This is a genomic window from Phormidium pseudopriestleyi FRX01, from assembly GCF_017313335.1.
Classification (GTDB): domain Bacteria; phylum Cyanobacteriota; class Cyanobacteriia; order Cyanobacteriales; family Laspinemataceae; genus Laspinema; species Laspinema pseudopriestleyi.
Genome location: NZ_JAFLQW010000364.1, coordinates 1 through 12,069 on the forward strand (window position 1 = coordinate 1; position 12,069 = coordinate 12,069).

14 protein-coding genes are annotated in these 12,069 nt (G+C 44.6%); 11 read left to right on the forward strand and 3 right to left on the reverse strand.

All coding sequences use genetic code 11. From position 1 onward, the window contains the following. The 5 genes from J0895_RS13685 to J0895_RS13705 form a co-directional block, all read left to right on the forward strand. A partial coding sequence (locus J0895_RS13685; protein ID WP_207088640.1) for a hypothetical protein occupies positions 1–180 on the forward strand: 180 nt, incomplete at its 5' end. Continuing rightward, on the forward strand, positions 101–1,414 hold the full coding sequence (locus J0895_RS13690) for a sulfatase-like hydrolase/transferase (protein ID WP_207088641.1): 1,314 nt from the start codon (positions 101–103) through the stop codon (positions 1,412–1,414). The genes J0895_RS13685 and J0895_RS13690, both read left to right, overlap by 80 nt. Further along, a complete protein-coding gene (locus J0895_RS13695) occupies positions 1,360–1,647 on the forward strand; it encodes a hypothetical protein (protein ID WP_207088642.1) in 288 nt (95 codons plus the stop codon). The genes J0895_RS13690 and J0895_RS13695 overlap by 55 nt, the downstream gene beginning before the upstream one ends. 1,195 nt (positions 1,648–2,842) lie before the next feature. Continuing rightward, positions 2,843–4,012, forward strand: a complete 1,170-nt coding sequence (locus J0895_RS13700; RefSeq protein ID WP_207088643.1) for a hypothetical protein — start codon at positions 2,843–2,845, stop codon at positions 4,010–4,012. 54 nt (positions 4,013–4,066) lie between these two features. Further along, complete coding sequence (locus J0895_RS13705) at positions 4,067–4,885, forward strand: mechanosensitive ion channel family protein (protein WP_340643514.1); 819 nt, start codon at positions 4,067–4,069, stop codon at positions 4,883–4,885. Positions 4,886–5,246: 361 nt separating this feature from the next. Here J0895_RS13705 and J0895_RS13710 read toward each other — a convergent pair whose 3' ends face one another. Then, positions 5,247–6,209, reverse strand: a complete 963-nt coding sequence (locus tag J0895_RS13710; protein WP_207088645.1) for a glycosyltransferase family 2 protein — start codon at positions 6,207–6,209, stop codon at positions 5,247–5,249. Between the two features lie 116 nt (positions 6,210–6,325). Between J0895_RS13710 and J0895_RS13715 the strand changes: the two genes are divergently transcribed. After that, entirely contained in the window at positions 6,326–7,084 is a 759-nt protein-coding gene (locus J0895_RS13715) for a glycosyltransferase family 2 protein (protein WP_207088646.1), read from the forward strand. Positions 7,085–7,141: 57 nt separating this feature from the next. After that, positions 7,142–8,065, forward strand: a complete 924-nt coding sequence (locus tag J0895_RS13720; protein WP_207088647.1) for a hypothetical protein — start codon at positions 7,142–7,144, stop codon at positions 8,063–8,065. Between the two features lie 446 nt (positions 8,066–8,511). Here the strand turns inward: J0895_RS13720 and J0895_RS27080 are convergent, their stop codons facing one another. Further along, a complete protein-coding gene (locus J0895_RS27080; protein ID WP_479724803.1) occupies positions 8,512–8,730 on the reverse strand; it encodes a hypothetical protein in 219 nt (72 codons plus the stop codon). A gap of 25 nt (positions 8,731–8,755) precedes the next feature. Further along, entirely contained in the window at positions 8,756–9,106 is a 351-nt protein-coding gene (locus tag J0895_RS27085; RefSeq protein ID WP_479724804.1) for an NAD-dependent epimerase/dehydratase family protein, read from the reverse strand. A gap of 151 nt (positions 9,107–9,257) precedes the next feature. On the opposite strand from J0895_RS27085, the gene J0895_RS13730 reads away from it, so the two are divergent. The 4 genes from J0895_RS13730 to J0895_RS13740 all read left to right on the forward strand — a co-directional run. After that, complete coding sequence (locus tag J0895_RS13730) at positions 9,258–9,887, forward strand: Uma2 family endonuclease (protein WP_207088648.1); 630 nt, start codon at positions 9,258–9,260, stop codon at positions 9,885–9,887. A 71-nt stretch (positions 9,888–9,958) separates the two neighbouring features. Then, positions 9,959–10,441 (forward strand): glycosyltransferase family 2 protein, encoded by a 483-nt coding sequence (locus J0895_RS25905; protein ID WP_242541287.1) that lies wholly within the window; start codon positions 9,959–9,961, stop codon positions 10,439–10,441. 44 nt (positions 10,442–10,485) lie between these two features. After that, complete coding sequence (locus tag J0895_RS25910; RefSeq protein ID WP_242541288.1) at positions 10,486–10,986, forward strand: glycosyltransferase family protein; 501 nt, start codon at positions 10,486–10,488, stop codon at positions 10,984–10,986. Between the two features lie 22 nt (positions 10,987–11,008). After that, on the forward strand, positions 11,009–12,069 hold a 1,061-nt coding region (locus tag J0895_RS13740; RefSeq protein WP_422894335.1), incomplete at its 3' end, for a sulfotransferase family protein.

Consider the following 12,069-nt stretch of genomic DNA (forward strand, 5'->3'; position numbering starts at 1 on the left):
ACTTCAACCGCACCTTGGCTCAACCATTCGTGTGGAAGTTTGAAGGATTTTCCGCTTCTGAATAAGCTGGTCATGTTCTTTCGCCATCCTGCACTAGGCAATGAGTATCTTTCCTTTGCCGAGGCGATCGCCTCGGCAAAGCGATCGTCTAGTTCCCGAAATTGCCAAACTCGAATCTGACCCAAACTATCGCAGCCTCGCTTATCAAAGATATAGCTATCTCAGTCGCGGACTCTACCTAGAACAATTGCAACGCTGGTTCGATTGTTTCCCCAAAGAGCAGTTTCTAATTTTAAAGAGCGAAGACCTATTTGCCAATCCAGCCGCCACCGTCCGTCAAGTCTTTAATTTTTTGGGATTGCCAGATTATCAACTACCAGAATACGGCCAACATCAAGCTGGGAACTACGACAAAATAGACAAATCGATTAAAGCCGCGCTGTCAGAATATTTTCAACCCCATAACCGCCAGTTAGAACAATATCTGGGCAGGACATTTAATTGGGATACTGACAGTCAGCCAGTTCAGAACGCCAACCCCATCCAAGCCAAACAAGAACTCTACCAGAAATTAGCTGTCCTATCCCAAGTATCGCCAGAGCAAATTCGCTCAGAAATTGCCCCCTGGCAAACTTGGCTGGAAATTTCCAACCCTCCCAAACCCAAAAAACCCAACATCTTGCTGTTGATGAGCGACCAACATCGCCAGGATGCGATGGGTTGTAGCGGCGGTTGGGTTCGCACGCCGCACCTCGATCGCCTTGCCGCAGAAGGCATCCGGTTTAGCAACTGCATCACCACCTCCCCCATCTGCGTCCCCACCCGCATCAGTCTGGCAATCGGCTGGTATCCTCACAATACGGGGATTTGGGATAACTGCCCCGGAACCTTACCGCCGGACAGTCGCACCTGGATGCAGGCGATTCGCGCCCGAGGCGATCGCACGGCGCTGTTTGGCAAAACTCACTGGCACTCTCAGGAAAGCGACCTGCGCGATGGCATTCCACTGCTCTACGCCTACGGTTTTGACGAGGAGATCGAAGTCGCTGGCCCCTGGGGCAACACCCACAAGCGCAGCCAGATGAGGGATGAATGGGAAGCAGGGGGTTTGTGGCAAGCCTACAAAGATGACTGTGCCGAACGTAGCTCTTGTCGGCAAAGGGTGCGTCCGTCTCCTTTGGGCTTAGAATACTACAAAGATGTCTGGGTGGCTCGCCAAGCCTGCAACTATTTGGAACGCTACATCAGTATCTGCGAATTCGGTTTGAGGATTTATGTACGGCGACCGTGGCAACGATCGAGCAGATTTTTGAGTTTTTCGGTCTTAAAGGCAATGCTAAAGAAATTGCCGGGGATGAAGTGGCTTCTCCTGATAGTATCGGACGGTGGCGCAGTGGCGATCGCGAAACTTTAGAAAGGTTGCATCAAGTGGCAGGGACAGCATTGCCAAAGTTTGGCTATGGAATGACTGCCGAGTTTCAGCCACAAGGCGACTCTAGGCAAGAGCCATTGAGTTTAAATCCCCCCTCTGAGTCGGTTCCAGAGTTAGGAGAACTGGACGATCGCCTGCAAAATATTCGTTCTCAATTAAAAGAATCGCGCGATCGGCTTCAGCAAATTTGCACTAACTTGAACTCATCCAGCTAACTAAGCTGTTGCCTGTCTAAATTGGAGGTGAGGAAATCATGAAACCTTTGGAGTGCGTAAAGCCTGCGCCCGGGCGAAAGCTGTGCGGCGTAGCGTGTACGCGCGAGCCCAAACATCGAGCTTCGCTAGGATTATCCAATTTAGATGCAAAACAGCTTATAGCGTTTCTCAGAAAGATGAGGTACGTTTTTGGAGTGCGAGCATCTTGACAAGCTCTTGTCAAGAGCTTGTCAAGATGCTCGCACTCCTCTAAATATCTGTACGCGAATGAGTCCACCGAACCGCTATATAGCGGTTCTCAGAAAGATGAGGTGCACATAAGAACTGGATTCCCGCAGCAGTTTACCCCCGTGAAGACGGGGGCGGGAATGACAGTTTTTGAAGATATACCTCAGAAAGAAAGAGAAATGCTATATTTTAGCCTAAAATTGCAGTTTAGTCTTAATTGTTTGGAGTTTTTGATGCGATTTTTGGAAGTTTACTGTGGTTTTATACAGATGCTTTTCTTGGCGCAAAAATCGATTTTGTTGGGTAAAATAGTTTCAATAATAACGACTGTAAATGATTGCAAAATTGTTTGATAAATAACCACTCGAAAAACGCTATAAATTTTAAAAAATTAGCCGATCGCTCGGGGAATGTGCGCCCTCAAAAACGAAAAATTTACAGGCTTGATAATGTCAAGATTTACCAATGCTTCCCAGAGCGATCGCCAGCCTTACCACACCGATCGTTCGGGGTTAATAAGCACAAGCGATCGGGCCATGCCCATCCTACTATTTTTCAAGCTTTACAATCAGTCAAATTTGTGCTAAATATACGGTTGCAGTCTTAGCAAATTTCCCTTGAACCCATACCCAGAAAGAATCCTCATCTATCAAAACCGCACTAGCCAGAAGCCAAGAGCCTCTCAAGTGTTATCAAAATTTTAATCAGTCCCAGGCTTTGTAGGTTGGGTGGAGGAACGAAACCCAACTGTAAGGAGCATTGACTCCCATCCGATCGGTTGCCTTACCACCCGAAAATTGTGCAACGCCCCTAAGAAACCTGGTTTTTTCATCTGGCTTTTTACAAATTCGGGATGCTCCCGAACGGTTTCCAGTTAAAGGGACGCTCGATCGCCGGGTTTAGAATCGAGACTATCGGTTTTAACGGCGGGTTAGGAATTAATTGATAATTTTTAAAGGCGATTGGTGTGATAGATAAATTCAAGCTCAGATTTTGGAAATTAAGGGTAAAATTCAAGGATTTATTGCAGGCAGAAGCAGAGTCAGAGTCGCCAAAAGCAGCCGGAAAGTTGCCAGCGGATATGGCGCTTAACTTGAGTCAGGCGTTGATAAATTTACCGAGCCATGCCAGCGGGGAAACGGCGGTGGATGCTCTAAATACGGCTTTGGTGCAGTGGCGAGAAAATATAAATGCTCCCAATAGTTTGGTGATTTTGGGTGCCCCCGTAATGCCGCTATCTCGAATTCTCAGTGACACAATTGGCATCAGTAAGGAAGAAAATATCTTGCAGGTGCGAACAGTGCAGTGGGAAGCTCGTCCTCACGAATATGCGAATATTCAAAACTATCTAAAAAATGAAATAAATTCTGAACTAATAATTCCAGAAAAAGAGGATATTTCGGACACTCAGGAACGGCTAGAAGCCCGCAATTCCTTGGTAGTGATTTCTCGACTGGATTGGTGTTTTTTGCGCTGTATCGGGGGGTTTGAGGGAATAGAATTTATCCGCAATATAGTGTTTGCTGAACAGTCGTGTTTCTGGCTGATTGGCTGTAATACCTGGGCTTGGCAGTATCTGGATTTTATTTATCAAGTCAGTGCTTATTTGGGGTCTGCAGTATCTCTACCAAACCTAAGCGGCGAGGAGTTGCAAGAGTGGCTGAAACCCGTTGTGGAGGGGGCAAATGTAGAGTTTGGGGATGATGGGGGAAGTGAGGATGGGGTTTCTCAGGAGCGAGAGCTTTATTTTGAGCAGTTGGCGGGGGTTTCTCAGGGAATGACCAGTGTGGCGGCGGCTTTGTGGCTGCGATCGCTCCGCTATGAAGCTCCCGTTCCTGACGCCGATGGCGCTACTACCCCCAAGTTGAAATTGGATAAACCCAACTTGCCAGATTTACCGAATTTGTTATCACAAGACCATTATTTATTATACTCTCTCCTCCTGCACGGGGGTATGAGTCTAGCTCACCTTGCCGCCAGTATGGGAAAAAGCATTAGTGCGGTCAAACCTAGAGTGCAGTTTTTATTGCAATCAGGGGTAATTGAGCGGGAGCAAAATTTACTGGGGGTCAATCCGGCTCACTATCCGAAGCTGAAAATAATTTTAGATACAAATAATTTTTTAGTGGGGAAATAATCAATAATGTTCGGATGTGATAAAATTAGTTACCTTACCCCAATAGTGCCAGCAGTGGCAGCATCAGATGTGGTAAAAAAATCCTCTGAAATCCTCACCAGCATCACTCTGATAAAGCTGCTGGAGGGAGCCGCGATCGTCTTAGTGGCATACCTGTTGATCGTAGCGAGCGAGCGGTTTAATAACTGGCTATCGGAAAAGATGCCGCGCCGGTTTCGGCTGATAGTGAGGCAAGGATTGCCGTTTTGGCGAGCTGCGGTGATTCTGGCGGCAGTTATTAGCTTGATGAAGCTGTTTTTGCACCTATCTCCTAATAATATTTTGGCGTTGACGGGGACGATATCTTTAGCCTTGGGTTTTGCATTTAAGGATTATGCTAGATCGTTGATTGCGGGGGTTGTGGCGCTATTTGAAGTGCCGTATCGGATGGGCGATCGCGTCCAAATTGGCGAGCATTACGGCCCCGTCGTCAGCTACGGACTCCGGGGAATTCGCCTGCGTACTCCCACTGATAACATCGTCACCATTCCCCACAACAAAATCTGGACAGACCCCATATCAAATGCTAACGACGGGGCCCTAGAAGCTCAGGTAGTCACGGACTTTTACCTGGCCCATAATGTGGATATTGATCGGGTCATGAAAATCTTATATCAAGCTGCCTACACCAGTCAATACACCCAATTAAAACTGCCCATTATGGTGATGATAGACGAAAACCCCTGGGCCACCCATTTCATGCTCAAATGCTATCCAATAGACGCTCGGGATGAATTTATCTACAAAACCGACTTGCTGAAACGTTCTAAGGAAACTTTCCGCAAATATGGTATTGCTTATCCCTCAGTTCCCGCTGGTTTTGAAGAAGGTTAAAATCATCCCGATTTGGGAAATTTATCGGCAAAGGAAGTGAGAGTCTTTACCCGGTCATCAAAGCATTTTTACTCTCAACGGGATGCTCCCCAAATTAGCGCGATCGTCTTCGTACAAATCTAATCCCATTTTAAAAAAATCGTGCTAGAGAGGCTTCTTCCTCCCCCATTAAAAAGGGGAATTGGGGGATCGCTTCTCTAGCATCCAAGAGAGAAAAATGGGATAATATTACGTCCGATGGTAAAAGCTGAAAAACTTGTCCCCCCTCTTCTCCCCCTTCCCTTGTAGTTAATCTTCTAGCTTTGTTGGGTTTCGTTCCTCAACCCAACCTACAAAGAATGCTAACAATTTTAGATAAAAATTACAGTTTTGCTTGAATTGTTTGCAGTCTTTGCTGCGATTTTTGTAACTTTATTTTAATTTCATAAATATGCTTTTCTTGAAGCAAAAATGGATGAGTATCTCCGATGTCAATCGGAGGAATAGGTAACTGGGCGATCGCGTTATACGGACAAGGGATAAATTCTTCAATTAAAGCATCTAGATCCTGGAAGATGGCATCCCGAAGTTTAACTCGGAGAAATTCGTGTTCCATATCGACTTCATTGCTGGCAGTCCGAAATCGTGCGAATCGGTTGACCGCTGCTTGATGATAGACTAAATTCCCATAGACTCCTCCCATTAAATCGTGGTATTTTTTAACATTGCTTCGCTGCAAACCCACAATCTTTGCCCCGCGTTCTAGCCAATCTAACGTAGCGATATAATTGAATTCAGCCCCAGCGATAGCCATCTCTTCATAAAACCAAACTCCCATTTTTAAAAAATCAGCCTTTCGCATACACAAGCAACAGACGTGAGCAAATGGCTTCAATCTGGGAGCCTTTTCGTCCCGACAAACACAGACAACCGGAGCTCCATCGTTCAACAAATTTATAAAAATATCAAGCCAATTATCTCGAATGGGAAAAGCATCGGTATCGAGCAGAATAAAATACTCAATGTTATCCCTCAACCGAGAGATGGTAAAATTTAATGCCGTCGGTAAATTTTTAGTCGATCCGTCGTCAAATTCTTCTAAAGACTGCGGATAAATATCTACTATATTGGGATAATTTGCCATAATTTGACGATGAGATTCCAGACGAGCATCGTCATAAATATAAACTTCATAACTTTCTGAATTGGAATGTCTTTGAACTTGACGCAAGCAAATATCGATCCAAGGATACTGAATGACATCCAAACGACATTTTTCTGCGGGATAATCTGGTAAATCTTTTCTGGGAAATCCATTAACGATGATAATGGATATTTTCTTCATGGTAATATGGATTTTGCATAATCAGGACTTACGCACCGACTTCACCGGTAGGGTGGGCAAGATTTTGCACACCCTACTGCCCCTAAAATGGGATACTACCATAAAAGGAGGTTGATTTGGCAAAAACTGCGATTTTGATTGTAAATGCCAGGAAACCCGGTCATCCGGATACCTATTATCCCTGGCTCGATCTGTGCTTGCGGCAGATCGAGCGGCATGATCGCTCGTCTGACTATCAAATCTATATTGCTAATGGCGAGATCGAAGCGGAGGACATTTCGGTCGTTGCTACCTATCCAAAAGTTAAAGTATTTGCGTATCGGACAGAGAAAACGGGAGCCGCACAACACTCGGCGGGTTTGGACTTTCTCATCGAGCAGTTAGATGAGGATATTGAGTATTTTATTACCCTAGATTCGGATGCCTTTCCCATTCGCGATCGCTGGATAGAAACATTGATAAATTTTATCGAAACCGCAGCCACTGTTGTTGGGGTGTATCGCGATGAATTTGTCCGCGAACTCGAACCCTTCGTTCACATTAGCTGCCTGTGCATGAGAAAGCAAGATTATTATCGCCTTGGCATCCGGTTTACAGACTGCCACAAGCCAGAGCAAGATTTTAGCCATTTTGCTACTGGTGAATGGTTAAAACGCCATGCGTCTTTGGTTGGTTTGCGACGCAGTAATGTCAAGAATCGGCATTTTTTGCTCGGCGGAGTGTATGGCAATTTAATTTACCATCATGGTGCAGGTAGTCGAAATCCTATTTTCCGAACATCTCTCGATTTAGCACATAACGAAGAAATCTGGAGTGATTTGCGGGAGGATATTTTCAGTAATTTGGATGAAGTAATTACAGAATTCCTAGGCTGAAAATATGATGCAATTGCAACTTTACCGATTCCCACTGTGAGGGTAAAGCAGCGAAATATGAATTTATCTCTAATCAATCGCGATTGGCAAAAATACACCAAATCTCTGGAACTTTCCCGAGAGCAAAATACAGAGATAACTCTGGGAAAAAGTGTCTTTATTTTGGGAATGCACAGGAGTGGCACATCTTGCTTAACGGGAATGCTTCAGCAGTATGGGTTGTATTTAGGGGAGGTTTCTGAAAGTGCTAGATCCAATCAAAAAGGAAATCGAGAAAGTGCCGTTGTCATGCAAATTAACAACGAGCTGCTATTGGCAAACGGCGGCTATTGGTACGAGCCAGAAGAGGTGCAGTCTATTCCGCTTCCTCTGAAGCAGCGGATCGAGGAATTTAAGCAAAACCTCGGCCAACTAGACAAACTTTGGGGAATAAAAGACCCGCGAATGCTATTTTGTCTGTCTGCTTGGTTTGAGCCAGACACGCTTTTGGTGGGAACGTTTCGAGATCCCTACGATGTGGTTTCTTCTCTAGAAAATAGACAACAAATTGTCGATCGCTCAATCGATTGGCAGGAGTTATGGTTTCGCTATAATTGCCAGTTGATTTCCCTGTACCGTCTCTGTCCGTTTCCAATTATTAATTTTGATTGGGAGCCAAATCGCTACCGTGTGGCGGTACAAAATCTGGGGCGATCGCTGTCTCTCAATGTCGAACGAGAAGATTTTTTTGCGGCAGATCTGCGCCATCATCGTTGCGGGGAAGAAATCCAAGACCCGAGGGTGAGAAAGCTCTACTCAGAATTGGTTGAGATTGCCAACTGCGAAGAAAAAAAGCTCAAGAAACTCGAAATATCGCCGATTAAAGTCCAACTCATTCGCGCCGAGTTGGAGCGTTCTCAAACCCGCTTGTCTCAACTTGAACTTCAGTTAGAACGCTTTAGTCAAACAACGATTGCTTTACTCAGAGATAGGGTATCTTAATTACCTTCTTAGTTAAAGGGTGTCTAATTGAGAATAGCCTTAATTTTTTCCAGTTTGTTTTTTGATTCAAACAAATCAATTTTAATTTTCAATAATCGTTTCCTTTGATACAAATTTATGGGAGTTTTTGGTAAAATTTTCAAGAGGGGAATTGGCAAATTATAAATGCCATTATAGGGATTGCTTGCGATGTCTCCTATTAAAACATTTAAGTCCTGAAAAGCTCGGTCTCGGAGTTGAACTCTCAGGTGTTCGTGTTCGAGATAGATCTCATTTTTAGAATTGCGAAGTCGAGCCTATCAACTTCCGGCTCGCTGATGATAAATGAGGTTTCCATCCACGGAAATAAAATTGCGTCTTGCCGAGCTTCTTCAAGAGAATAAATAGGTCTATGGCTCCGATCGAATCCATTAACGATGAGTATAGCGACTTGATTCACATAATTTCTATTTGAGAAGTAATGAACCGTGGCGCTTGCGATGCCACTGCCAAGGGTGAGAGATCGCCTCTTTCAAGTCAGGATACTGAGGTTGCCATCCCAGCACTCCCTTGGCTTTTTCGGCATTGCCAATCAGAATTGGCGGATCGTGAGTCCGGCGATCGCCCTTGATCGCCTTTATATCACACTGCGTCACCTCACAGGCGATTTCAATAACTTGCCGCACCGGAAACCCCTTACCAGTGCTTAAATTAAATGCAGCCGTCTCGCCACCTTGCCATAAGTATTTTCACCCTAAGACCTGTGCTGTAGCGATGTCGCTGACCAGGATTTTGCACCGACTCGCTGATGTGAGTGCAGGCGGCAAAGTGCATGACAGCAGCAATGTTATAGGTGGCGAAAAGGCGATCGCATCGGGGGCGATCGCCGATATCTCCCACTACCAAGTCCACTTTGAGGACTTCTTCAACCAAGTCTCGATGTCCGCAGACCCGGTTATCCAGAACTACAACATTGTAATTGTGGCGTTGCAATGCTATAACTACATGGGAACCGATATATCCGGCTCCTCCAGTGACTAAAATTGTGGGTTTTTCGGGCAATTCTTTTCTATTTTGAGAGTTACACTACGATTATAGTACAACTGTTCCGACATTAGTCAAAATGCTTAATCGACAAATTTTAGGGAGTAGAAGACTCGCGAATGCTGCTTTGATTCAATAACAACCGCTCAAAATAATCTAAAAATGACTTATGAATCAAGCCCAAGCCGAAACCAAACTATACAGCTTTGATGAATTTATAAGCGGGTATCCCGAAAACTCGGAAGTCCGGTACGAACTGCACGATGGAGTCATTATCGAAATGCCCAAGCCCAAGGGAAAACATTCAAATCTGGCAGGTTCCCTGATCGAGCAACTATTGATAACTATCAGACAGATAGGCAAAGGTGGCATTTGGACTATTCCTAGGGAATCAATTGTCAAACCCCAACGCGAAAGTGCTGGTTACGAGCCAGACATCATCGTTTTGAACAAAGAAGTTCTTGGGGCGGAAACCCGCTGGGAAAACGAATCGATTATCCAAAATCCTGAATCTGTTAAATTAATTGTTGAAGTGGTTTCAACTAATTGGCGGGACGATTACTACAATAAACTTCGAGATTATGAAGAAATGGGCATTGAAGAATATTGGATTATCGATTACGCAGCATTGGGGGCGAGAAAGTTTATTGGCGACCCCAAGCAACCCACAATTTTTGTTTGTAATTGGGTTGAGGGAGAATACCAGATGAATCCCTTTACGGAAAATACTCCCATTGTTTCCCCGACCTTTCCCCAGTTTAACTTATCCGCACAGCAGATTTTCGCGCTGGCTTTGTAGGAAAACTGGGTTGAATAATTATAAGGCGTTAGGGGTCGGATTTGCCTAAAAACGGGGTATCTTGAACGCGCTTGGGTGAAGGAAAAGAGCGGACAAAAATCGGATTGAATCAAGAGGAACAGATGTCAAAAATGGCTGAAAATCCACAAATCAGCGTAATTATTCCAGCTTATAACGGTTCGCTCTATATTCGTCCGGCGATCGCCAGCGTGTTGCATCAGACTTATCGCGACTGGGAACTTATTGTAGTCGATGATGGTTCCACCGACAACACTCGCCAAATCGTACAACAATATGAAGATAAATTGCGGTATCTGTATCAAGAAAATCAAGGAGTCGCGGCGGCTCGGAATCGCGGTATTCTTGAAGCTAAAGGCGAGTTGATTGCTTTTTTGGATCAAGATGACTTTTTTTGCCTGACAAGTTGGCGCTACAGGTGGCTTGGTTTCAAAAACACCCCTGTCTCGGAATTGTCCATAGTGTTTGGCGGATTGTCAATCAACAAGGTGAAGCCATTTCCGATATACAATCGTGGCAGGGCATACCCGAATTAGACTTACCTGCGTGGATTCTTTGGAAACCCGTTTTTCTGGGAGCAATGATGTTTCGTCGAGAGTGGTTGGAGTTTGCTGGAGGCTTTAATTGCCGCTATCATCAGGCTCCCGACGTAGATTTGGTGTTGCGGTTGGCACTGATGGGGTGCGAAGCCACTTGGGTACGACAAACCACAGTATGCTATCGTCAGCATGAGGCTAATGCTTCGCACAATACACCGTTACAAACTTCTGAATGTCAGGTAGTATTGGAGCGGGTATTCGCTCGCCCTAATTTACCCGATCAAATTCGCCAATTAGAGCGTCAGGCTCGTTATACTAACTTAGTTTGGAGTGCGTGGCGGTTGTATTTTACTGGTCATCTGGCTGAAATGGCTAGTTATCTAGAAAAATCTTTATCTGCTACTCCTGACTGTCCTACAGAAACTGTGTTAGGTTGGATAAATTATTTCCAAAAATATTCTCAGGAATATGGAGATGAATTCGATGCCCGATCCCTCAGCAACTCTCACGAGTGGCAACAGTTGACAGCTACTTTATTTTAAGTTAATTTCATAGTTAACTAATATGGAAAAAAGCCAAGTAGAAATTTCAAAAGTGTTAATTATTGCTAGTATGCATCGCTCCGGCAGTTCTTTAACCGCTTCTTTGCTACAGAGTGCGGGGCTGCATATCGGACGGCGGTTGATGCAGCCCAATGAAGGAAATATTAAAGGATATTTTGAAAATAATGAGTTTTATGATTTCCATAAAACGGTTTTGAAGTCCCAAGGAATCCATGAAGATGGATGGACATTACAGGAAAAGATTGATGTAGAAGACCGCTTTGTAGAACAAGCTAAGGAACTTATTAGCGGAAACTCGGTTAGCGCAATTTGGGGGTGGAAGGAGCCACGAACGACTCTGTTTTTATATTTTTGGGGTGAGCTGCTTCCCGATGCTAACTTTTTGCTGATTTATCGCGCTCCTTGGGAAGTCGTCGATTCACTGTATCGCCAGAATTATTATGCGATTTTTCAAAGTCAGCCAGAGTTGGCGGTAAAGATTTGGCTGCACTACAACCGAAAAATTATCAATTTTTATAATAAATTTTCTCAACGGTGTATTTTAGCGAATCTGGAGACGATTGTTAAAAATACAGCTATATATACTCAAGCCATTAATCAAAAGTTTCAGAGCGAGTTAGGGTTGCCTGCATCAAATATCTATGATGCAGCCTTATTGCAGACTCAAGCGGTGGATAGTCATTGGGCGAGTTTGATTAACCATTATTTTCCAGAAGCGATCGCCCTCTATCGCGAACTGGATGCTAGAGGGTGGCAACCTGATGAAACTGTGGATTTTGCTTGGCTGGAACAGCTAAAATCTTCTCCGTATAGAGTTTGGGCGTTTCAAGATTGGGTAGAAGTCCGAAATTTAGAAAAATACAGAAACACTTTACAATCTGAACTCCAGCAAAATCAGTCACAATTGCAACAGCAGGGGGAGCAATTCCAGCAGTCTCAATCTCAACTGGAGAGCAGAACCGAGGAGTTAGGACAAACTCAGTCGCAATGGCATCAGACTCAAGATGAATTAGAAGACACGAAGACTCAACTGCATCAAGTTCGGGAGGAGTTAGGACAAAC